Origin of the sequence: Sphingosinicella sp. LHD-64 (assembly GCF_031157375.1) — a bacterium.
Lineage (GTDB): Bacteria > Pseudomonadota > Alphaproteobacteria > Sphingomonadales > Sphingomonadaceae > Allosphingosinicella.
Genome location: NZ_JAVIFV010000004.1, coordinates 461,417 through 484,167 on the forward strand (window position 1 = coordinate 461,417; position 22,751 = coordinate 484,167).

20 protein-coding genes, 1 tRNA gene and 1 riboswitch are annotated in these 22,751 nt (G+C 67.9%); of the genes, 16 read left to right on the top strand and 5 right to left on the bottom strand.

Annotated elements, in window-relative coordinates:
- Nucleotides 1-5: 5 nt before the first annotated feature.
- Entirely contained in the window at nucleotides 6-542 is a 537-nt protein-coding gene (locus RCO27_RS15575; RefSeq protein ID WP_309003620.1) for a toxin-activating lysine-acyltransferase, read from the top strand.
- Between the two features lie 171 nt (nucleotides 543-713).
- Here the strand turns inward: RCO27_RS15575 and RCO27_RS15580 are convergent.
- A tRNA-Glu gene (locus tag RCO27_RS15580) sits at nucleotides 714-789 on the bottom strand.
- Between the two features lie 117 nt (nucleotides 790-906).
- Complete coding sequence (locus RCO27_RS15585; RefSeq protein WP_309003621.1) at nucleotides 907-1,179, bottom strand: hypothetical protein; 273 nt, start codon at nucleotides 1,177-1,179, stop codon at nucleotides 907-909.
- Nucleotides 1,180-1,392: 213 nt separating this feature from the next.
- Here RCO27_RS15585 and RCO27_RS15590 point away from each other — a divergent pair, with 213 nt between their 5' ends.
- Both RCO27_RS15590 and RCO27_RS15595 read left to right on the top strand, forming a co-directional pair.
- A complete protein-coding gene (locus RCO27_RS15590) occupies nucleotides 1,393-2,154 on the top strand; it encodes a protein phosphatase 2C domain-containing protein (protein WP_309003622.1) in 762 nt (253 codons plus the stop codon).
- Nucleotides 2,151-4,247, top strand: coding sequence for a serine/threonine-protein kinase (locus tag RCO27_RS15595; RefSeq protein ID WP_309003623.1), 2,097 nt, complete (start codon nucleotides 2,151-2,153; stop codon nucleotides 4,245-4,247). Before RCO27_RS15590 ends, RCO27_RS15595 begins: the two co-directional genes overlap by 4 nt.
- A 72-nt stretch (nucleotides 4,248-4,319) precedes the next feature.
- Here the strand turns inward: RCO27_RS15595 and tagH are convergent, their stop codons facing one another.
- Complete coding sequence (gene tagH, locus RCO27_RS15600) at nucleotides 4,320-5,546, bottom strand: type VI secretion system-associated FHA domain protein TagH (RefSeq protein WP_309003624.1); 1,227 nt, start codon at nucleotides 5,544-5,546, stop codon at nucleotides 4,320-4,322.
- Nucleotides 5,547-5,820: 274 nt separating this feature from the next.
- Between tagH and RCO27_RS15605 the strand changes: the two genes are divergently transcribed.
- The gene (locus RCO27_RS15605; RefSeq protein WP_309003625.1) at nucleotides 5,821-6,480 is read left to right on the top strand and encodes an OmpA family protein; all 660 of its coding nucleotides are present in this window, start codon (nucleotides 5,821-5,823) and stop codon (nucleotides 6,478-6,480) included.
- A 93-nt stretch (nucleotides 6,481-6,573) separates the two neighbouring features.
- Here the strand turns inward: RCO27_RS15605 and RCO27_RS15610 are convergent, their stop codons facing one another.
- Entirely contained in the window at nucleotides 6,574-7,524 is a 951-nt protein-coding gene (locus RCO27_RS15610) for a tetratricopeptide repeat protein (protein WP_309003626.1), read from the bottom strand.
- Between the two features lie 146 nt (nucleotides 7,525-7,670).
- Between RCO27_RS15610 and RCO27_RS15615 the strand changes: the two genes are divergently transcribed.
- From RCO27_RS15615 to RCO27_RS15670, 12 genes are all read left to right on the top strand, one after another.
- A complete protein-coding gene (locus tag RCO27_RS15615; protein WP_309003627.1) occupies nucleotides 7,671-10,109 on the top strand; it encodes a cyclic nucleotide-binding domain-containing protein in 2,439 nt (812 codons plus the stop codon).
- A gap of 4 nt (nucleotides 10,110-10,113) precedes the next feature.
- A complete protein-coding gene (locus tag RCO27_RS15620; RefSeq protein ID WP_309003628.1) occupies nucleotides 10,114-10,989 on the top strand; it encodes a hypothetical protein in 876 nt (291 codons plus the stop codon).
- Nucleotides 10,990-11,002: 13 nt separating this feature from the next.
- The gene (locus RCO27_RS15625; protein ID WP_309003629.1) at nucleotides 11,003-12,871 is read left to right on the top strand and encodes a cytochrome c3 family protein; all 1,869 of its coding nucleotides are present in this window, start codon (nucleotides 11,003-11,005) and stop codon (nucleotides 12,869-12,871) included.
- A gap of 156 nt (nucleotides 12,872-13,027) precedes the next feature.
- The gene (locus RCO27_RS15630) at nucleotides 13,028-13,885 is read left to right on the top strand and encodes a phosphodiesterase (protein WP_309003630.1); all 858 of its coding nucleotides are present in this window, start codon (nucleotides 13,028-13,030) and stop codon (nucleotides 13,883-13,885) included.
- 24 nt (nucleotides 13,886-13,909) lie between these two features.
- On the top strand, nucleotides 13,910-14,338 hold the full coding sequence (locus tag RCO27_RS15635) for a cupin domain-containing protein (protein ID WP_309003631.1): 429 nt from the start codon (nucleotides 13,910-13,912) through the stop codon (nucleotides 14,336-14,338).
- A 38-nt stretch (nucleotides 14,339-14,376) separates the two neighbouring features.
- Entirely contained in the window at nucleotides 14,377-14,721 is a 345-nt protein-coding gene (locus RCO27_RS15640; protein ID WP_309003632.1) for a hypothetical protein, read from the top strand.
- Nucleotides 14,722-14,783: 62 nt separating this feature from the next.
- Nucleotides 14,784-14,875: riboswitch (glycine riboswitch) on the top strand.
- Nucleotides 14,876-15,043: 168 nt separating this feature from the next.
- Nucleotides 15,044-16,156, top strand: a complete 1,113-nt coding sequence (gene gcvT / locus RCO27_RS15645) for a glycine cleavage system aminomethyltransferase GcvT (RefSeq protein WP_309003633.1) — start codon at nucleotides 15,044-15,046, stop codon at nucleotides 16,154-16,156.
- A complete protein-coding gene (gcvH, locus tag RCO27_RS15650; protein ID WP_309003634.1) occupies nucleotides 16,153-16,524 on the top strand; it encodes a glycine cleavage system protein GcvH in 372 nt (123 codons plus the stop codon). Before gcvT ends, gcvH begins: the two co-directional genes overlap by 4 nt.
- A gap of 12 nt (nucleotides 16,525-16,536) precedes the next feature.
- Nucleotides 16,537-17,319, top strand: a complete 783-nt coding sequence (locus RCO27_RS15655; protein WP_309003635.1) for a class I SAM-dependent methyltransferase — start codon at nucleotides 16,537-16,539, stop codon at nucleotides 17,317-17,319.
- A 15-nt stretch (nucleotides 17,320-17,334) separates the two neighbouring features.
- Complete coding sequence (gcvPA, locus tag RCO27_RS15660) at nucleotides 17,335-18,693, top strand: aminomethyl-transferring glycine dehydrogenase subunit GcvPA (protein WP_309003972.1); 1,359 nt, start codon at nucleotides 17,335-17,337, stop codon at nucleotides 18,691-18,693.
- A 142-nt stretch (nucleotides 18,694-18,835) separates the two neighbouring features.
- Nucleotides 18,836-20,404 carry an aminomethyl-transferring glycine dehydrogenase subunit GcvPB gene (gene gcvPB / locus RCO27_RS15665; protein ID WP_309003636.1) on the top strand — a complete coding sequence of 523 codons (1,569 nt, stop codon included), beginning with the start codon at nucleotides 18,836-18,838 and terminating at the stop codon, nucleotides 20,402-20,404.
- Nucleotides 20,405-20,545: 141 nt separating this feature from the next.
- Nucleotides 20,546-21,148 (top strand): DUF938 domain-containing protein, encoded by a 603-nt coding sequence (locus RCO27_RS15670; protein ID WP_309003637.1) that lies wholly within the window; start codon nucleotides 20,546-20,548, stop codon nucleotides 21,146-21,148.
- 120 nt (nucleotides 21,149-21,268) lie between these two features.
- Here the strand turns inward: RCO27_RS15670 and RCO27_RS15675 are convergent, their stop codons facing one another.
- Nucleotides 21,269-22,714 (bottom strand): aldehyde dehydrogenase family protein, encoded by a 1,446-nt coding sequence (locus RCO27_RS15675; protein WP_309003638.1) that lies wholly within the window; start codon nucleotides 22,712-22,714, stop codon nucleotides 21,269-21,271.
- Nucleotides 22,715-22,751: the final 37 nt, after the last annotated feature.

Below are 22,751 nucleotides of genomic sequence, written 5' to 3' on the forward strand. Positions count from 1 at the left end.
CGGACATGAATGCGACCACCACACCGCTTGCGGCGGGAGACTCAGGCCGTAGCGGCGGCATCACCGTCAGCCATCTGCTCGGCGAGATCACCTGGCTGCTCACCCAGTCGCCCTTGCACAAGGCGCTGCAGATCGGCGACCTCGAATGGCTGGTCATGCCCGCGCTGATCCATCGGCAGTTCTACATCTTCCGCGATGGCGACAGGCCGATCGGCCTGGCACTTTGGGCCAGATGTAACCGTGAGGCCGAGGCCAAGCTCGATCGCGGCATGATCGAGCCGGAGAACCGGCTCACGCCCGAGGAATGGGTGTCGGGCGAGACGGTATGGCTGGTCGATCTCGTCGCGCCGTTCGCCGATGCGGCCAATAAGCATCGCGAGATCATGATGGCGGACCTCATCTCCGGGCCTCTCAAAAACCAGGCGTTCAAGTTTCACCAAACCGACCCGCAGACCAGCAAGCGCACGGTCAGGACCGTCGACGCCGATGCCGGCGAGAAGCTGCGCGAGGCGATCGAAACCGCTGCCAGCAAGCTGAACTGAGCCCAGACGACCTGGAGCGACAACTCTCCCGATCAAGTTGCAACGACAGAATCGTCTCTCATCGGTCCGAGGGAGCCCGCTGCGACCCGCGAAAAATGTGGGAACATATGTGGTGTCGCTTCGCAGCGGTCACCAAGATCCCTTGTAGATCAACGCAATAAATCGCTTGACTGGTGACCCCTACGGGACTCGAACCCGTGTTTTCGCCGTGAGAGGGCGACGTCCTAGACCGCTAGACGAAGGGGCCAACGCATCGCGCGTTCGCGTGGAAGCGCGCATATGGGGGAGGGCGGCGCCCTGTCAAGCGAGCGCCGCATCGAATCGTCCGGGGCGGGCCCCGACCGACTCCGGTGCCGAGCATTTCTTACTGGGTCGGCTTCTCCCCCCCGGCATTGTCGGCGGCAACGCCTTCGGCCGGCGCGGCATCGGCCGCCGGCTTGTCGCCGACCGGTGCGCCGGTGGCGGCGGCATCGGCGGAATTGTCGACCGGCTTGGCGGCATTCTCGGTCGCCTCGGCGACGTTCTGGGTCGCTTCCGCCAGATTCTCGACGCTGTTGGTGCTGGCGGAGGGCTGGCTGTTGCAGGCGCCGAGCGCGAAGGCGGCCGAACCGGCCAGGACGATGGTCAGGAGCTTCATTGTCGTTTCCGTTCATTGAAAAGGGTGCGGCTACTTAACGCAGCGTCGCCGGTGATAAAAGAGTGCTATGAGGGGCGTCGCGCCGTTGCCGCTTTATCGCAGGCTGAAGCTGTGCTTAGATATTGCGGCTTCATCAGCCGGGGGACTTCGATGCCGACAGCGATCCATTGCCGCCCGCGCCCAACCTCGGCTGGTCGCTGAAGGGGGACCCGGGTGCAGCTCGCCCCGTTCCGGATCGAGAGCGACGCGCGGACCCATGAAGGCCGCGTGCGCGATCACAATGAGGACAGCTTCTACGCGCAGGAGCCCAAGGGCCTGTGGGCAGTCGCCGACGGCATGGGCGGTCACGAGGGCGGCGAATGGGCCTCGGCCAAGATCGTCGAAAAGCTCGGCGACGTCGATCTGCCGCACGGATTCGATCCCGCCTGCGAGGCGATCGAGGCGGCGCTCCAGAAGGCCAATCGCGCCATCCTGGTCGAGGCGCGCCAGCGCCGGCGGCAGATGGGATCGACCGTCGTCTCGCTGCTCGTGCAGGACGGCCGCTATGCCGTGCTCTGGGTGGGCGACAGCCGCGCCTATGTGCTGCGCGACGGCGAGCTGAAGCAATTGAGCCGCGACCATACCCAGGTCCAGGAGATGGTGGATCGGGGCATCATGCGTCCCGAAGAGGCAGTCGGCCACCCGATGGGGCATATCCTGTCGCGTGCCGTCGGCGTGCGCGACGAGATGGACGTCGACAAGGTGACCGGCGACGTCGTCCCCGGCGACGTCTTCCTGCTGTGCAGCGACGGTCTGCACGGCTATGTCGACGAAGCGGACATCACGCGGCTGCTCGCCCGCGGTTCGCCCGACCGGGCAACCGAAGAGCTGGTGGCGCTTACGCTCGCCAACGGCGCGCCGGACAATGTCACGGTCGTCGCGATCTGGGCCAGCGAGCCCACCCTCCTCTCCATTCCAGGTTCGGTGAACTCATGAGCGACGACAAGGACAAGCAGCCGCCCGAAAATGGCGAGGAGCGGACGGTGTTCATGCCGTCGGGCGGCACCACCCCGCCCGCCCAGCCGGCGGCGCCGGTCGAGCCCGCGGCCGAACCTGCCGCCGCGCCGGCATCGGAGGCGCCGGCCGAGCCGGTCGCCGCACCGCCCGCTCCGGCACCGGCGCCGAGCACCAGCGCCGGGGTCAGCCCGACCAATTTCGCGCCGCGCGAGGACACCAAGGCGATCCAAGTCGGCGACGTCCTCAACCACATCTTCGAGGTCAAGCGCTTTCTCGCCCGCGGCGGCATGGGCGAGGTGTTCGAAGGCGTCAACGTCAACACCGACGAGCGCGTCGCGATCAAGGTGATGCTGCCGCAGATGGCGGCGGACGAGAAGGTCGTCGCGATGTTCCGGAAGGAAGCGCGGACTCTCACCAAGCTGCAGCACGAGGCGCTGGTCTCCTATCGCGTGCTGGCGCAGGAGCCGCAATTGGGTGTGCTCTACATCGTCACCGAGTTCATCGAGGGCACCGAGCTGGCCGACGTGCTCGGCAAGGTCGAACGCTCCCCGGACGAGCTGGCGGGGCTGCTCCGGCGGCTCGCCTCGGGCCTCGGTGCCGCCCATAAGCTGGGCGCGATCCACCGTGACATGTCGCCGGACAACGTGCTGCTGCCGGGCGGGGACGTGCACCAGGCGAAGATCATCGATTTCGGCATCGCCAAGGATCTCGACGCCAGTTCGGCGACGATCGTCGGCGACGGCTTTGCCGGCAAATTGAACTATGTCGCGCCGGAGCAGCTCGGCGACTATGGCCGCGAGATCGGACCGTGGACCGACGTCTACAGCCTCGCACTCGTCATCCTTGCGGTCGCGCAGGGTAAGAACGTCAACATGTCGGGGTCGCTGGTCGACGCGATCGACAAGCGTCGCAAGGGGCCGGACCTCGCTGCAGTGCCGGCGAGCCTCAAGCCGGTGATCGAGGCGATGCTGCGGCCCGATCCCAACGAGCGGCTGCGCTCGATGGAGGACGTGGTCGCGATGCTGAGCGGGGGCGCGGGCGCGACGCCCGCTCCGCCACCGCCTCCGCCGACGGGCCCGACGACCGCGGCCGGCACGTCGACGCCGAGTGGCGGCGGCGCGTCCAAGGGTCTCCTCGTCGGCGGTCTCCTGGCCGCGGCGCTCGCTGCCGGAGCAGCCGCCTGGTATCTGATGCCGCCCCCCGGGCCCGGGCCGGTTCCGGAACCGCCGAAGAACGAGGTCGTCGTCGACCCGGGCGATCCGGTTGCCACCGCCCGCAGCGCAGTCAATTCGGTGTTGCCGTCGGTTTCCTGCACCTGGCTCGACATCGCCAACGTCGATCGCCAGGGGGAAGGCGTACGCGTGGCGATGCGCGGCGTTGCCGGCGATGGAGGTGCCGCCCAGCGGGAGATCAACCAGGCGCTCACGGCCGCCGGCGTTCAGAACGCCACGGTCGACTTCGGCGATGTCGCGCCGATCACCCAAGCCGGCTGCGCCGCGCTCGACACCTATCGCCAGGTGCGCGCGTCGGACAATTACAAGCTCTCGGCGACCCAGCCGCGCTACGAAATGGTCATGCAGCCGCCCGGCACGGCCTATGCGGGTGAGGAAGCCGCGACCGCGGTTCTCAACTTCAACTTCGGCGATCCGACGCTCGATTTCGCGATCCTGGGCATCGAGCCCTCGGGGATCATCCAGACGATCGTTCCCAACCGCGGCAATTTCGAGGCCGCCTTGGCCTCGTCGCAGGGCGGCCGGCCGATCGCCAACGAGGGCAATGACCGCTATCGGCTCAGCATCGATCTCGATCATCTGGGCTGGTCGGGCATCATCCTGGTGACCGGCCGGGCGCCGTTCGATGTGCCGATCGTGGCACCGCCCGTGGGGTCGCGCGGTCCGTCCTGGCAGCAGCAATTTCTCTCCGCCGCGGCCGAGCGCGGCTGGCGAGTGGAGATGGTCTGGTTCGAATCGGTCAACCGCAATTCCGGCGACGGGCCGCCGCCCGGGTCGCCCGCTCCGCCAACGGGCGGCGATACCCCGCCTGCGGACGGCGGCAAGCCGCCGGTCGGCTAAGACGTCGCATCGTCGTCGTCCCGAGGGTGAGTAGGTTGCCGGCCCCGAAAGGCTTGCAATGACGAACCGACGTCAGCGCTCGCGGTCGCCGAATCCTTCGCGGAGCTGGCGCTCGTAGGCCTTGCGGAACTCCTTCGAGAACACCTCCATGAAGGCCTCGTCGGACTCGTTCTTCACCTTCACATATTCGCGCTCATAGTTACGCCACAGTGCCGCGTCCTGCAGCGACGGCATGATCCGCGCCAGCACCCCGGCCTTGGTCGCTCGCCTCCGGATCGAGCCCGGCGAGAAACGGTCGAGCGTGGCACGCAGCGCCCCGGGGATCGCCGAAAGCGTCGCGATCTGGTGCGACTGGAGATCCAGAAACGCATCCTCGACCGCCTTGTCGGCCTCGAGGAAGCCTTTCTGTGCGGGATTGAGCAGCTGGGCCAGCGCCTGCTCGGGCGAACGGGCGAACTTGATCGGGTTGTTGCCGTCGAGCTGGAGCTGGGTCGCTTCGGCGCCCATCTGCGCCTTGGCGCGGGCGCGCGCCTCGACCATGACGATGAGGCCGGACACCAGCCGCCTCAGCAGCGAACCGGCCTTGCGGACGAGCTCGGGCGAGCGCTCGATCTCGCGCTCGCTGAGCGATGCGGCAGCGACGAAGGTCTCGATCAGCCCGTCTGCGGTGCGGGTGTCCGTGGCCGCGGCCGGCGCGGCATCCTCGACGCCGAAGCCGCCGCGTGCCCAGTCGACCTTGTTGATGTCGGTCAGCGAATCCCACATCACCGTAACGTTTTCGGGCACCCGGTCCTCGCCCTGCTCGGCCGGTGATGCGTCGACCGCGGCCGCCTCGGGCGGCGCAGGCTCTACCGGCGGGGCAGGGGGGGGCGCTGCCGGCTCGGGAATCGGCGCAGGCTCGGGAGCGGGAGCCGGCGGGGCGGGCGGCGCGGTCACCTCGGCGGCCGGCTCCGCGACAGGTTCCGCGGGTGCCGCGGTCGTCGACGCTTCGAATGAGGCCAGGACTTCGTAATGGCCGATCTTGAAGAGGTCTCCTGCCGCGATCTCGTGCTCCTTCGACATCCGCTCGGACGCGCCGTTCAGGAAGGTGCCATTGGTGCTGATATCCTTGAAGATATAGAGGGGGCCTTCGCGCTGGATCTCGGCGTGGCGCGACGAAATGACGTTGTTCGCGTCGGGCAGGTTCCAGTCGCAATTCTTGGACCGGCCGATGACGACGCTGTCGCGCTCGACCGCGAATCGCGGGCTCGCCACATCGCCGGCCGCCTCGGCATTGCGGATGGTCAGGATCAGGATCATGCGCCCGTCGAAGCCCCTCGCAGATTTTGCATGCGCCCTTATGCGGGCCAATGCGGCGGCAAGGGAAGGCCGGAAATCGCCTCCGACCGCAGCCGCGGACCGAAACTAGCAAGGTCGTTCTGGTCAAACAATGTTCAGGTACGGGGGACTATTGGCCGCGGCACGGGGAGCAAGGTCCGGTTGCCTTGCTGGCCGGGGGGACTTGGAGTAGTCTCCTTATTCAACAATCCGAAGTGCACCCATGGGGGGGTGTTGGCTTCTTCCAGGAGGCAATATGCGCAAGATCGGTTTGACCCTTTTGCTCTGCGGCATCGCGGCGGTTCCCGTCGCGGCGCAGGACACCGCAACGCCGGACGATTTCGTCTGCGCGTTCACCAACGAATGCACCGAAGCCCAGGCGGACGACAATTCGCAGGACGGCCCGGCGATGAACGCGCAGGGCGGACGGATCGGCGAGGCCGACCGGAGCTTCTCGCTCTCGACCTCGGGCAATGCCAACACGACCCGCCGGCAGCAGCCGCGCGCGACCCCGCGCAACACGGCACGCAATACCGCCCGCAACACGGCCCGGACGCCGCGCGTGGTCGCGACCCAGCCCGGCCGGGTCAATCTGAGCCTCAGCTTCAATGTCGGCTCGGCGACCCTGACCTCGGCCGCCCAGGCGCAGCTGCGGTCCTTCGCCCAGGCGCTGCAGCGTCCGCAGCTTTCGGCGATGCGCGTCGCGATCGAGGGCCACACCGACAGCTCGGGCAGCCGCGCCAGCAACGTCTCGCTGTCGCAGCGCCGCGCCCAGGCGGCGGCCGACTATCTCGTCGCCCAGGGCGTTGCCCGCAACCGGCTGCAGGTGCAGGGCTACGGCTTCGATCGCCCGCTGCAGGGCCGTCGTGCCTCCGACCCGGCCAATCGCCGCGTCGAGGCGGTGAGGATTTCATAAGGCGAGCGATTTTGCTTCGTTGCAGAAGACGGACGGCCGCGCATCACCGCATGCGTGGTCGTTTCGTCGTCGCGATGCTCTCGGGTGGTCGCTCTAGGACGGATTTGGAACGCCGAGCTCCTCGGCAGCCTGGCGCAGCCGGCCTTGCGTCCTCGCGTCACCCTGGAAGGCGGCGAGGCTGCGGCGCAGTGCGTCAGTCGCGCCCGGGCGGTCGTTGAGCACCATTCTCGAGCGCATCAGGCGGACCCAGCCCTGCTCGTCGCGGGGATTCTGCTGCAGGCGCGCGGCGAGCCGGTCCACCATCCCCTTCACCATCTCGTCCTGCTGGCCCGGGGGAATGGCGCGCGCGGCGTCCATCTGCTCCCGGGTCGGTCCGGGGATCGCGGCCGTTGCGGTCGAAGCCGGCGGAGTGCGCGCTGGCGGCAACCGGCCCTCGATGTCGATGTTGTTGGTCTGGGCGATGGTCGTCACCGCCTGGCGCACCTGGGCTTCCCAGGGCGCGTCGGCCGGCGCCTCGCGCAGCAAGGCGACGAGGTCGTTGACCGCGCCCTGATGGTCGCCGCGCACGTCCTTCATCGTCGCGAGATAGTAGCGCGCCTGGGCGTTGTCGGCCTGCAGCTCGAGCGTCCGGCGGAACAGGCGCTCCGCCTCCGGCGGGGGATTGCGGCCGCCCTGCAGGAGCAGGGTCTCGGCGAGATAGGCGGTATAGTCGGCATTCTGCGGCGCCAGCTCCATCGCCCGGCGGAAGGCCTGCTCGGCGCCCGGGAAGTTGCCGGTATCGCGATAGGAGAGGCCGAGCAGGAACCAGCCCTCGTGATTGTCCGGATCCTGGCGCAGCCGCTCGCGCAGGCCCGCAATCATGTCCTCGACGCTGCCGGGCGCCTGGGCGGCGGCTGCCATGTTGTTGCTCGTGGCCACCGCCTCATTCGTCCCGCCGGAGCGGAAGAGGGCGATGGCGATGGCCGCAACCGCGAGGATCGCGGCGGCGGCGAGGGCGATGGTGGCGGGCGAAATCCGCCGCCCGGAAGGAGTGTTGCTGGCCATTGGCGCGGATCATTACGGCAAAAAAGCCAACGTCAAGTCTGGCGTCGCTCACAGAAGCTGCTAGACTGAAACAGGCTGTCTGTATTGCGTCTCGGGGTTCAGTTTCCGCATTGCGGCTGGCCGAGCTTGGGGGAGTGGACATCTAAGTGGCGTCGGCTTTCAAGATCGCCATCGTGGGATCGGGACCCGCAGGCATGAGTGCTGCGGGCCGTGCGGCGCAGCTTGGCCTGTCCCATATCCTCCTCGAAAAGACCGATCACCTTTCAGATACGATCTACAAGTATCAGAAAGGCAAGCATGTTATGGCGACGCCGAGCCAGCTGGTGCTGCGCTCGGACATGAATTTCGATGCCGGCAAGCGCGAGAAGATCCTCGGCGTTTGGGACGAGGAGGTCGCCGCCCAGAAGGTCAACGTGAAATACAATGCCGAGGTGAAGAAGATCACTGGGCAGAAGGGCGACTTCACCCTTGCGCTGACCAATGGCGAGGAGATCAAGGCCGAGCATGTCATCCTCGGCGTCGGTACCCAGGGCAACCCCAACAAGATGCGCTGCGAGGGCGGCGATCTGCCGCACATCCAGTACACGCTCGACGACCCCGGCGAATATGTCGACGAGCATATCACCGTCATCGGTTCCGGCGACGCCGGCATCGAGAATGCCGTCGGCCTCGCCGCGGACCCCGAGCAGAACAACACCGTCACCATCCTCAACCGCTCGGCCGAGTTCGCCCGCGCCAAGCAGGGCAATATCGACCTGATCCTCGAGGCCGGGCGGACGGGGCGCGTCAACGTGATGTGCGAGACGACGCCGCTCCGGATCACGCCGGGCTGGCTCCATCTCGAGACCCGCGACGGCGAGCAGAAGATCAAGTGCGACCGCATTATCGCGCGCATGGGCACCTCGCCGCCGCGCAAGTTCGTCGAAGATTGCGGCATTTCCTTCACCAGCGACGACAAGGACGCCTATCCGGCACTGTCGCCACAGTTCGAGACGAGCGTCGCCGGCATCTACGTGATCGGGGCGCTGGCGGGTTATCCGCTGATCAAGCACTGCATGAACCAGGGCTATGACGTCATCGAGTTCATCAACGGCAACACCGACCTGAAGCCCGCCGACGAACCCATTCTCGAGGAGAAGTTCGCGGCGCTGCCCGGCGCGCGGAGCGTCACCGAGTGGCTCGCCTTCCTGCGCCGCCGGGTCAGCATCCTCAACGATCTGTCGATGCTGCAGATGCGCGAATTCCTGCTCGATTCGGAACCGCGCGCCTATCGCGCCGGCGACATCGTGTTCCAGCGGAACGAGCCGGGCGCCTCGCTGTTCGCGATCGCCGATGGCTCGCTGCTGGTCGAGATCGACCCGAATGATCCTTCCAGGACCGTGCCGATCGCGCGCGGTTCGATCGTCGGCGAGGTCGGCCTGATTTCAGGCCGCAAGCGCAGCGCCACGGTGCGTACCGCCGAGGGCGCGATCGTCGTCGAGATTCCGCGCACCGCCTCCCTCAAGCTGATCGCGACCAATACCGCCGCCAAGAAGGAGATCACCCGCATCTCGACCGAGCGGCAGCTTCTCCAGCTCTTTCCCGGCACCACGCCCGACGACCTCAAGGAGGTGCTGGAAACCGCCGAGATCAAGGAAATCCGCGCCGGCCAGACGATCATCAACGAAGGCGACGAGGGCTACGACATCTTCGTCATCCGCCAGGGCTCGATGGTCGTCGAGAAGGCGATCGGCGGCAAGCCGGTCTTCCTCTCCTATCTCCCTGCCGGCTCCTATGTCGGCGAGATGGCACTGATCGACGGCGGCCGGCGCACCGCCACGGTGCGCGCGGCGATCAAGTCTGAGGTGATCAAGCTCGACGGCGATGCCTTCAAGCGGCTCCTGCAGGGTCGCCCGGCCCTGCTCGCCAAGTTCAAGGACGACATGGCGGCGCGCCAGCAGACGACCGGCTTCATCGAGGCGAAGAAGCAGAGCTTCAGCGGCGCGGTCGACATGTATTCGCAGGTCGCCGGCTTCTTGGTCGAGAACGGCATCGGCGAGGCGACCGACGTGCTGCTGATCGACGAGAAGCTCTGCATCGGCTGCGACAATTGCGAGCGCGCCTGCGCGGACAGTCACGAGGGCCTCTCCCGCCTCGACCGCGAGGCGGGGCGGACCTACGCCCATCTCCATGTGCCGACCTCGTGCCGCCACTGCGAGCACCCGCACTGCATGGCCGATTGCCCGCCCAATGCGCTCAATCGCGGGCCGGACGGCGAGGTCTATATCAACGACACCTGCATCGGCTGCGGCAATTGCCAACGCAACTGCCCCTATGGCGTGATCCGGATGGCGAAGCCGCCGCCCAAGAAGCCGAGCCTGCTCTCCTGGCTGTTCTTCGGCAAGGGGCCGGGCCCGGGCGAGCCGGACAAGAAATGGACCGAAGGCAAGGTCAGTTCGGAAACGCCAAAAAAAGCGATCAAATGTGATATGTGCTCAGGTATAGAGGGCGGGCCGGCATGCGTGCGCGCCTGCCCGACGGGTGCGGCGATCCGCGTGTCGCCGGAAGAGTTCCTGACCGTGGCAAGGATGGGACAGGGGGGCTGACAGGGTGGCAAGCAGGGGGCTGGACAGGGCGGAATATGGGGACGCGGCGGCTCACGAGAGCTTCCTGAGATACCGGCGCTTTCGCTGGTTCAAGATCGGCGCGGTCCTCTCGCTCCTCACCGTCGTCATCTACATGCTGGTCGACGTGCAGCCGCGCCACAATGGCGGCAGCTGGCTCGGCTATACGCTGGGGACGCTCGGCGCCCTGCTGATCTTCTGGCTGTCGCTGCTCGGCATCCGCAAGCGCGCGATGACCCGCGGCCGCTGGTCGCTGAAGGCCTGGACCTCGGCCCACGTCTATCTCGGCCTCGCGCTCGTCATCATTGGCACGCTTCACACCGGCTTTCAGCTCGGATGGAATGTCCACACACTGGCCTATGTGCTTATGATGATGGTGATTCTGTCCGGCATCTACGGCATCACTGTTTATGCCGTCCTGCCCCAAGGCCTGTCCGACAGCCGCTCCGAGATGACCGGGCCGCAGATGATCGAGGCCGTCAACAGCCTCGACAAGCAGATCCAGATTTCGGCCCAGCCCCTGTCCGACGAGGACAGCGCCGTCGTGCTCGGCTCGTTGGGCGAGGATCCGTTCGGCGGGGGCGCCTGGCGGCGCCTGTCGGGCAGCTATCCCAAATGCGGCAACCGCGCGGCGCTCGCCTACATGCGCCAGCGGCTCGACGAGACGTCGGGCAAGCAGCAGATCGCGGTCGAGCAGATCGTCCAGCTCCTGGAGAAGAAGGCGGCCGCGCTGACGCGCCTTCGGGGCTATATCCAGCGGCGGGCATTGCTCGAGGTGTGGCTCTTCTTCCACATCCCGCTCACCTTCGTGCTGATCGCCGCGCTCGTCGCGCACATCATCAGCGTCTTCTTCTACTGGTAGGGGGTAGTAGAGAATGGCGTTCCTCCTGCGGAATATCAGCCTCAGCGCTGACGGGCGCGAGATCGTCCGCACCTCGCGGATCCGCGACGACCTCTTGAAGGTCGGCCGCGATCCCGATTGCGACATCCGGCTCAACGACCTTGCCGTCGCGCTTCACCACGCGACGCTGGAGCAGATCTCGTCGAGCACGATCGGCGTGTCCGCCGAAGCCGGCCTGACCGTCGAGATCGACGGCTCCACCACCCAGTTCGGCCAGATCGATCTCACCACCGGGGGCACGATCAAGGTCGGCCCCTTCCTACTGCGCATCCTTGCGGTGGAGATGGGATCGGACGACGTCGCCATCGACGTCGCCCGTGCCGACACCGAGGAGGCGGAGGAGAAGTTCGATACCCGCCGCTTCGCGCTCTCGACCGTGCTGCCGGGCAAGCGCGCGATCGCCTGGACCCTGACCTTGGCCGTGGTCGGCCTGTTCCTCGTCTGGCCGATCGCCTTCTTCTATTCGAGCGCGCGCGAGCCGACCACGCTCGCTCAGGGCTTCCACGCCGACGAGACGTGGAGCAGCGGGCCGCTGTCGCGCGCCCACCATGCGCTCGAGCAGAATTGCAACGCCTGTCACGTCCGGCCTTTCGAGCCGGTGCGCGACGAATCGTGCAAAGCCTGCCACACCCAGGTCCACGACCATGCCGACCTCGCCCGGCTCGCCCAGGCGACGCCGAATCCGGGCGGCTGGGCGCGTTTCCAGCTCGCCGTCGCCGGCGCCTTCGGCCAGGATCCGGGCCGCTGCGTCGATTGCCACACCGAGCATGAGGGCGCGCAGGAGATGGTGCCGACGCCGCAGCAATTCTGCTCGGATTGCCACGCGGACCTGCGCACGCGTCTGCCCGATACGCCGCTCGGCGACGCCGCGAACTTCGAGACCGCGCACCCCGAATTCCAGCCGACCGTGCTGATCCGCTGGGACGACCAGACACCGCGGATGCAGCGTGTGACGCTCGGCATCCAGAACGCGCGCGAGCAGAGCAACCTCAAGTTCCCGCACGAACTCCATCTCCAGCCCAATGGCGGTGTGGCGCAGATGGGCCGCCGGCTTGGTCAGCAATACGGCTTCGGCCAGAATCTGGAATGCTCCGACTGCCACGTGCCGACGCCGGACGGGACGCGCTTCCAGCCGGTCGACATGGAAGGCGATTGCGGCATGTGCCACAGCCTTGCCTTCGAGCAGATCGGCGGCACGGTGCGCACGCTCCGCCATGGCGATCCGCGCCAGGTGGTGGCGGACATCCTCTCCTTCTACCGCACGGCGCCGCGCGAGAGGGTCGGCCTCGGCGCCGATCGGGCGCGGCCGGGCGACGTCAACCAGATCCGCGCCGCCGTCCAGCAGGCGCGGGCGCGGGCGGCGACCGGGGCGCGGGCCGATCAGGCGGTGCGACAGGTCTTCTCACCGGGCGGCGCCTGCTTCGAATGCCACGAGGTGACGGCGCCGCCGGCCGGCTCGCTAGCGTTCGGCGTGCAGCCGGTGGCCTTCCCGACCCGCTACATGCTGCACGGCTGGTTCGATCACCGGCCGCACCAGTTCACCCAGCGGCCGGGCCAGGCTCGCCAGGAGGGCACGCAGGCCTGCCTCAGCTGCCACACGGCGAACGCGTCGGAGAATGCGAACGACCTGCTGCTGCCGGATCTGGCCAGCTGCCGGACCTGCCACGGCGGCGAGACGACCCGGCTGCCGGTGGCGTCGAACTGCGCCATGTGCCACGATTATCATATGGACGAAGGCGTTCCGGCGATGCTGCTCCGCCAGCAGGTGCGGGGGCGCCGCTGGGAGACGACGGTGATCCGGGTCAACGATCCGCAGCGGGCCCCATTGCCGCGCAGCCGGTAACGGCCCGGAAAGGTGGGCGCGTGCATCAGCGGGCCCGAAGGGGAGGGGAGTGCGGGGCCATGACCGTCATCCGGACGGGATCGGTGATCCGCCGTGCGTGCGGACCGGTGCGGCCGTCGCATTGCCCCCGTCCCGCGGCTGGGGCACGATGACCGGATGCTGATCGCGCAGATCACCGACCTGCACCTCGGATTCGATCCGGACAATCTGGACGAGTTCAATCGCCAGCGCTTCGATTCCGCGCTACGGGTGCTGACCGGTCTGCGGCCGCGGCCGGATCTGCTGCTCGTCACCGGCGACATTGCCGACGACGGCAATGACGCCCAGTCCTATCTCCGCTACAGGGAGGGCATCGCGCAATTGCCCTTCCCGGTCTTCTCGGCGATGGGCAATCATGACGAGCGCGAGACCTTCCTCGCCGCCTTTCCCGACCATCCCCATGCCGGCGACGGCTTCATCCAGTATGCGATCGAGGATTACGACCTGCGCATCCTCGTCCTCGACACGCTGCAGATCGGGCGGCACGGCGGCGCCTATTGCGAGACGCGAGCGGCCTGGCTGGAGGCGCGGCTCGACGAAGACCCCGAGCGGCCGACATTGATCGCGCTCCACCATCCTCCATTCGACACCGGCATTCCCTGGCTGACCGAGGATCCGGAGGCGGGCTGGGCGGTGCGGCTGCGCAACGCGATCGGACCGCGGACCAACATCGTCGGCCTGATCGGCGGGCATGTCCATCGCGCGATCACCACCACCTGGGCGGGCAAGCCTCTGACGGTGTGCCCCTCGACTGCGCCGCAGGTCGCGCTCGATCTGATGCCGATCGACCCCGAGCAGCCCGACGAGCGGCCGATGATCATCGCCGACCATCCCTATTACGCGCTCCACTGGTGGAACGGCCGGAACCTCGTCAGCCATATCGACACGGCCGAGGACCATGAGGTGCTGGCCCGCTACACCCCGGCGCTCCAGCCGCTGGTTCGGCTCGTCACCGATGAGCAGAAGCGGGGATAGGGACCACCCGGAGAGACGGGCGGCATGACCGAGGCTCAGGCCCTGATCCGCGAGCTCGATCTTCAGCCGCACCCCGAGGGCGGCTGGTATCGCGAGACCTGGCGGGCGGAGGCGACGGAGGGCGCGCGAGGCAGCGCGACCGCGATCCTGTTCCTGCTCGAGGCCGGGCAACGCTCGCACTGGCACAAGGTGGACGCGACCGAGCTCTGGCTGTTCCACGCCGGCAGCCCGCTCCGGGTCAGCACCGCGCCGGGCGATGCCGGGCCGGTCAGCCATGTCCGGCTCGGCGCGGCGGTGCTGGCCGGAGAGGTGCCGCAGCTCAGGATTCCGCCGCACCACTGGCAGGCGGCGGATGCGGACCGCGGCTGGGCGCTGGTCTCCTGCATTGTCTCGCCGGCATTCGAATTCGACGGATTCACGCTCGCGCCATCGGGCTGGGCGCCGCGGACGTGAGCTGAGGACGCTGACGATTCGGAAAGGTGGATGACGCCATGCTGATTGGATCGCGATATTTCGTGTTGATCGCCTGCCTGGGCATCGCGATCACGGTCGGCGGGTCATGGATTGTGCATCTGGTCTTCCCCACCGCCAAGGATGCGACGCTGGCGATGATTCTGGGCGGATTTCTCATCCTCGCTTTCGCGATCGCACCACTGTTCACCCGCGCCTTTCTGGCCATGGCGGGGCATGCCGGCATATTGTCGTTGTCGCCCGAGAGGCTCGGGAAGCTCGCCGATATCCTCGCGATCATGCTGTGGGTCGTTTGGGCGACTGGGGCTGCGGTTGCGCTGCCTCTCGTGTGGGATGACATGATCGCCAGCCTGCAGGAGACTTGAGCGGCTCCGCCGCGTCAACCGATTGACACCCGCTCGGCCCTGCGTCATGGCCTGCCGGTCCGTAAGGACGCGCGGGAGAGAGTGGCGGGGAACCGCTGCCGCCGAAGGAGCAACCGCCCCGGAATCTCTCAGGCAGAAGGACCGCGCGCTCGAGGACGCTCTGGAAAGCGGATGGTGGCGAAAGTGCCGCGCATCCCACCGAAGGGGTAAGTCGGCTCGCCGCAGGGGGCCGGTGAAAGCTCTCAGGTCCCGGTGACAGAGGGGGCATTGGATGTTGGCGCCGGTGGGGCGCAAACGCGACCGATGCGTTCTGGAGCCGAGCATGAGCGAGCCCGAAAAGACCCTCCCCCTGGACCAGTGGCACCGCGCCCGCGGCGCGCGCATGGTCGAATTCGCCGGCTATGCCATGCCGATCCAATATGAAGGGATCATGGCCGAGCACAAATGGACGCGCGAGCAAGCCGGCCTGTTCGACGTCAGCCATATGGGCCAGGTGATCGTCGCCGGCGCCGAGGCGGAGAAGGGGCTGGAGGCGCTGCTTCCCGCCGACCTCGCCATCCTGAAAGATTCGAAGCCCAAATATTCGCTGCTGCTGACCGAGGATGGCGGCATCATCGACGACCTGATGGTGACGCGGCGCGGCGACCATTTCTACCTGGTGGTCAACGGCGCGACCAAGAACGGCGACATCGCCCACATGGAATCGCGGCTGCCGCGTGGCGCGGTGCTCGACCATATGAAGGAGCAGGCGCTGCTCGCGCTGCAGGGGCCGAAGGCGGTGGATGTGCTGGCGCGGCTCGTGCCCGGGGTCGAGGACCTGACGTTCATGACTGCCGGGGCGTTCACGATCGCCGGGGTTCCGGCGTGGATCAGCCGCTCCGGCTATACCGGCGAGGACGGCTATGAGATTTCGGTGCCGGCGCGCGCAGTTGAGGACATCGCGACCCTGATCGCCGACCAGCCCGAGGTGAAGCCGATCGGTCTCGGCGCGCGCGATTCGCTGCGGCTGGAGGCGGGACTGCCGCTCTACGGCCATGACCTCGATTTCTCGACGACGCCGGTCGAGGCCGACCTTGTCTTCGCACTGTCGAAGCGGCGGCGCGAGGAAGGCGGCTTTCCGGGCTGGCACCGGATCGCGCGCGAGCTCGCTGACGGCCCGATCCGCAAGCGAGTCGGCCTCGCGGTCGAGGGGCGCCAGCCGGTGCGCGAGGGCGCCATGGTTGTCGACGGCGAGGGCAACGAGGTCGGCAAGGTGACGAGCGGCGGCTTCTCGCCCTCGACCGAGGCGCCGATCGCCATGGCCTATGTGCCCGCCGCGGCGGCGGCCCCGGGCGCAAGCGTCCTCCTGTCGCAGCGCGGCAAATTGTTTAACGCGAAGGTCGTGCCGATGCCCTTCGTCCCCCATCGCTATCATCGGAAGGGAGCGCCGAAATGACCGTCTATTACACCAAGGAACATGAATGGGTGCGCGTCGAGGGCGACGAGGCGACGGTCGGCATCACCGATTTCGCGCAGGGGCAATTGGGCGACGTCGTATTCGTCGAGGTGCCCGACGCAGGCCGTGCAGTGAGCAAGGGCGGCGAGGCGGCAGTGGTCGAATCGGTGAAGGCGGCGAGCGACGTCTATGCCCCGGTCAGCGGCACGATCGTCACCGGCAACCAGGCGCTCGTCGACCAGCCCGACCTGGTCAACACCGATCCGGAGGGCGAGGGCTGGTTCTTCAAGCTCACGCTCAGCGACAATCACGAGCTCGGCGACCTGATGGACGCCGCGCAGTACAAGGCGTTCTGCGACAGCCAGTAGGATCGAACGCCTGTGATCAACACCTCCTCCCAATGGTCGCCGGCCGATTATGCCCGCAACGGCGCGTTCGTGCCGGCGCTGGGCGAGGCGGTGGTCGCGCTGCTCGATCCGAAGCCGGGCGAGCTGATCCTCGATCTCGGCTGCGGCGACGGCGCGCTGACCGAGAAGATCATTGCGGCCGGCGCGCAGGTGATCGGCATCGATTCCTCGCCCGAGATGGTCGAGGCGGCGCGCGCGGGCGGGATCGAGGCCTTCGTCGGCGATGCGGAAGCGCTCTACCTGGAAGGGCAGGCGGCGCAGTTCGGCGAATTCGACGCCGTCTTCTCCAATGCGGCGCTGCACTGGATGCTCGATCCCGATGCGGTGGCGAGCGGCGTCTTCGCGTCGCTCAAGGCCGGCGGGCGCTTCGTCGGGGAGATGGGTGGGGCGGGCAATATCGCCACGCTGCGCGCCGGCATCCGCGCCGAGCTGACGGAGCGCGGCCATCCGGTGCCGGACGAGGATCCGCAATGGTATCCGACCGTCGAGGAATTCACCCGCCTCTACCGCACCGCCGGGTTCGGGGAGGTCCGGGCCGAGCTGTTCGAGCGGCCGACACCATTGCCGACGGGCGTCGCTGGCTGGGTGACGACCTTCCGCGCCGGCTGGCTCGAGGTTGCGATGGTCCCCGAATGGGAACGTGAGGATGTGGCGGCAGGCGTGGAGAAGCGGCTCGCCGATATCCTGCAGAAGTCTGACGGAAGCTGGTTTGCCGATTATGTCCGGCTGCGCTTTTCGATGCGCAAGCCGCTCTGAAGATTGGAGTTGATGATGCGTTATCTCCCCCTCTCCGACCATGATCGGCGCGACATGCTGGCGGCGGTCGGGGTCAAGTCGATCGACGATCTGTTCGTCGACGTGCCCGAGGCGGCGCGGCTCGCCGGGACGATCGAAGGGCTGGCCGATCACGCCAGCGAGCTGGCGGTCGAGCGGCACATGCGTGGGCTCGCCAGGCAGAACATGGTCGCGGGCGACGTGCCGTTCTTCCTCGGGGCGGGCGCCTATCGCCACCACATTCCCGCGAGCGTCGACCACCTGATCCAGCGCGGCGAGTTCCTCACCAGCTACACGCCCTACCAGCCGGAGATCGCGCAGGGGACGCTGCAGGCGCTGTTCGAGTTCCAGACGCAGGTCGCGCGGCTCTATGGCTGCGAGGTCGCCAACGCCTCGATGTATGACGGCTCGACCGCCTGCTGGGAGGCGATCGCGATGGCCGGGCGGGTGACTCGCCGGAAGAAGACGATCCTCTCGGGCGGGCTCCACCCGCATTATGTCTCGACTGCGAAGACAATGGCGAAGTTCACCGGGGACGTGCTGGAGACGGCGGTGCCGTCGCTCGACGCGGCGCCGGACACGGGCAGCCTGATCGACCGGATCGATGGCGAGACCAGCGCGGTCGTGGTGCAATATCCCGACATTCTCGGCCGGATCGGCAATTTGTCCGAGCTGGCCGCCCGCTGCCATGCCGAGGGCGCGTTGCTGATCGTGGTGGTGACCGAGCCGGTGGCGCTGGGGGCGATCAAGGGGCCGGGCGAGATGGGGGCGGACATCGTCGTCGGGGAGGGCCAGTCGATCGGCGTCGGCCTCAATTTCGGCGGGCCCTATGTGGGTTTGTTCGCGACCCGCGAGAAATATGTGCGGCAGATGCCGGGGCGGCTGTGCGGCGAGACGGTCGACGCCGCGGGCAAGCGCGGCTTCGTGCTGACACTGTCGACCCGCGAGCAGCATATCCGGCGCGAGAAGGCGACCAGCAACATCTGCACCAATGCGGGCCTCTGCGCGCTCGCCTTCACCATCCACATGACCCTGCTCGGCGAGAAGGGGCTGCGGCAGTTGGCTGCGGCCAATCACGCCCGCGCCGTCGCCGCGGCGGAGCGGCTGACGCAGCTGCCGGGGGTCGAACTGGTCAACGACAGCTTCTTCAACGAATTCACGCTGAAGCTGTCGAAGGAGGCGCGGCCGGCGGTGCGTGCGCTCGCCGAGGCGGGCGTGCTCGGCGGCGTCTCGCTCGGGCGGCTCTATCCAGGCGAGGCGGACCTCGCCAACGGGCTGATCGTGGCGGTCACCGAGACCGTCACCGACGAGGATATCGGCGCCTTCGCCAAGGCGCTGGAAGGCGTGCTGGCATGACGAGCGCCAGCCTTTTTCCCCTCTCCCCGGCGGGGAGAGGGCAGGGTGAGGGGGTGCAGCGTTTGTCGCTACTCTCTGACTCAGAACCCCCTCACCCCAACCCTCTCCCCACCGGGGAGAGGGAGCTTGCGGAGCTTTCCCGATGACGATCAACCAGGGCGGCTGGCGGCCCGAAATGGGCGCGGCCTCGAACGACGATGCCGGTGCGACCTATACCGGCAACAAGGCGCTGATGCTGGAAGAGGCGCTGCTGTTCGAGATCGGCGACACGCAGACGACCGGCGTCGATTTCGACGACGTCGCGGGCGGCGTGTCGCGGCTCGGCGGGCTGGAGCGCAACAAGGAGATCGGCCTCGCCGGCCTCACCGAGCCGCAGGCGGTGCGCCATTACACGCGGCTTTCGCGCCAGAATTACGCGATCGATCTCGGCCTGTTCCCGCTCGGCTCGTGCACGATGAAGCACAATCCGCGGCTCAACGAGAAGGTCGCGCGGTTGCCGGGCTTCGCCGACATCCACCCGCTCCAGCCGGTCGACACGGTGCAGGGCGCACTGGGCGTGATCGCCGAACTGGGCGAATGGCTGATCAGGCTGACCGGCATGCATAGTGTCGCGATGAGCCCGAAGGCGGGCGCGCACGGCGAATTGTGCGGCCTGCTCGCGATCCGCTCGGCGCTGGAGGCGCGCGGCGATGCGCGCGAAGTCATCCTCGTGCCGGAAAGCGCGCACGGGACCAATCCGGCGACGGCGGCCTTCGCCGGCTACCGGGTTGAGAACATCCCGGCCAATGCCGCCGGCCGCGTCGATCTCGACGCGCTGAAGGCGCGGCTGGGGCCGGACGTCGCGGGGGTGATGATCACCAACCCGAACACCTGCGGCCTGTTCGAGCCGGACATGAAGGCGATTTCCGAGGCGGTCCATGCCGCCGGCGGCCTCGTCTATTGCGACGGCGCCAACTTCAACGCGATCGTCGGCCGGGTGCGGCCGGGCGACCTCGGCATCGACGCGATGCACATCAACCTGCACAAGACCTTCTCGACCCCGCACGGCGGCGGCGGGCCGGGCGCGGGGCCGGTGGTGTTCTCGGAAGCGCTGACGCCATTCGCGCCGCTGCCGTTCGTCGAGCTTCAGGGCAAGCAATATGTGCTGGTCGAGGAAGAGACTGCAGGCGAGCATCATGCATCCAGCTTCGGCCGGATGGCGGCGTTCAGCGGTCAGATGGGCATGTTCACCCGGGCGCTCACCTACATCCTGAGCCACGGCGCCGACGGCCTGCGGCAGGTTGCCGAGGATGCGGTGCTCAATGCCAATTACGTGCTGCGCCGGCTCGACGGCGTGCTCGACGCGCCGTTCGGGGCATCGGGGCCGTGCATGCATGAGGCCCTGTTCAGCGACAAGGGCTTCGCGGGCGGCCTCTCGACCCTCGATCTCGCCAAGGCGCTGATCGACGAGGGCTTCCACCCGATGACCATGTACTTCCCGCTGGTCGTCCACGGTGCGATGCTGATCGAGCCGACCGAGACCGAGAGCAAGGCGACCTTGGACCAGTTCATCGGCGCGCTGAGGAGCGTCGCCGAGCGCGCCAAGGCGGGCGATGAGAGCCTGAAGGCGGCGCCGGTCCATGCGCCCCGGCGACGGCTCGACGAGACGGCGGCGGCGCGCAAGCCGGTGCTCGCATGGCGCGCGCCGGGCCAGGCCGAGGCGGCGGAATAACGTCATGCCAGCGCAGGCTGGCATCTCGGGAAAGAAGGGCTCTGCACTGGAGCTTGCGTTTTCTCGTCCCGAGTTCCCGGCCGGAGTTTATCCTGAGCGACGCCGCAGGCGGCGTCGAAGGGCCGGGATGACCTGTCTGGCATGAGCGAGGACCGCCGCTCGGTGCCCCATGTCGCGCGCAATGCCGCGCCGATCGCCGAGGTGCTGCGCACTGTGCTGCCCGAACGCGGGCTGGTGCTGGAGGTGGCGAGCGGGACAGGGGAGCATGCGCTGCATTTCGCGCGCGAGTTTCCGAACTTGCTCTGGCAGCCGAGCGATCCGGAACCGGCCGCGGTGCGTTCGACCGAGGCGTGGCGGGCGGATGTGGGCCTGTCCAACCTGCTGCCGGCGCTGTCGCTCGACGCGCGGGCGCACGACTGGCCGGTCGAGGCGGCGGACGCCCTCGTCTGCATCAACATGGTCCATATCAGCCCCTGGGCGGCGACGGTGGGCCTGTTGCGCGGCGCGGAGCGGCTGCTGGCGCCCGGCGCGCCGCTCTACCTCTACGGCGCCTATCGGCAGGCCGGGGTGGCGACGGCGCCGAGCAACGAAGCGTTCGACGAGAGTCTGAGGGCGCGCAACCCGGACTGGGGGCTGCGCGAGCTGGAGGCGGTCGTCGCGGCGGCGGAAGCGCACGGCTTCGCGCTCGAGGCGGTGGTGCCGATGCCGGCGAACAACCTTTCGGTGGTGCTGCGGAAAGGGTGAAGCTCTTCCCGTATCGTCGTCATTGCGAGGAGCGTAGTGACGAAGCAATCCATCGGCGCCCGCTCCGTGCTGGATTGCTTCGCTCTGCTCGCAATGACGGTTCAGGTCATCAAGCCTCCGCTACTCCGCCGCCTGTGCGTCCGCGGGAAGATCGCCGATGATCGCCTTCACCTCCATGAACTCGGCAATTCCGAACCGACCGAACTCGCGGCCGTTGCCGGACTGCTTGTAGCCACCGAACGGGGCGTTGAAATCGATGCCGCCGGCGTTCACCCAGACGCTGCCGGCGCGCAGCTGCGGCACGATCTCGCGCGCCACCGCCGGATCGCCGGCGACATAGGCGCTGAGGCCGTAGGGGGTGTCGTTGGCGATCTCGACCGCCTCCTCCAGCGTGTCGTAGGGGATGACGACGGTGACGGGGCCGAAAATCTCCTCGCGGGCGATGGTCATGTCGTTGGTGACGTCGGCGAAGACGGTTGGGCGGACATAATAGCCCTTGTCCCTGCCCTCGGGCCGGCCGGGGCCGCCGGCGGCGACGCGCGCGCCTTCGCCGATGCCCTTGGCGATCAGGCCCTGGATCTTGTCGAACTGGGCCTTGTTGACGACCGGGCCGATATGGTCGCCTTCCTGCGCGGGATCGCCGATGCCCTTGCCCTCGAAGATCGCCGCGAGCTTTCCGACCGCCTCGTCATACTGGTCGCGGTGGACGAGGACGCGGGTGGGGGCGATGCAGCTCTGGCCGGAGTTCATGAGCACGCCGCCGGCGGCGCCGCGCAGCGCCTTGTCGAGCGGGGCGCCGGGGAGGACGAGGTTGGGCGACTTGCCGCCGAGCTCCTGGTGGACGCGCTTCACCGTATCGGCGGCGTTGCGGGCGACGAGGATGCCGGCGCGGGTCGAACCGGTGAAGCTCACCATGTCGATCCGGGGGTGGCGGGCGAGCGCCTCGCCGACGCCGGGGCCGTCGCCTTGGACGAGGTTGAACACGCCGGGCGGGACACGGGCGGCGTCGAGCACCTCGGCGAAGATCGCGCCCGATCCGGGGGTCTGCTCGGACGGCTTCAGGATCGCGCAATTGCCGGCGGCGAGACAGGGGGCGACCTTGGCGGCGATCTGGTTCATCGGCCAGTTCCACGGCGTGATCAGGGCGACGATGCCGATCGGCTCGTGGACCGCGCGACCATTGCCCGCGGAGGTTTCGAATTCGAAGGTCTGCAGCGCATCGAGCGTGGCGACGAGATGGCCAAGGCCGGCGCCGGCCTGGGCCGTGGCGGCGAGCGTGATCGGTGCGCCCATCTCCTCCGAGATCGCCTGGGCGATGTCGGGAATGCGCTTTTTGTACTCGGCGATGATCCTCTCGAGGAGCACGACGCGCTCCTCGCGGCTGGTGCGGGAGAAGGCGGGGAAGGCGCGGCGGGCGGCGACGACGGCGGCGTCGACGTCCCCGGCATTGCCGAGGGTGACGATCGACGCGACCTCCTCGGTGGCCGGGTTCACCACATCATGGCGCTGCGTGCCGCGGCTGTCGGTCCAGCGGCCGTCGATATAGTGCTGGCTGTAGGTATTCATGTGAGACGGTTTCGCCCGATTGCGGGGCGATGTCCAG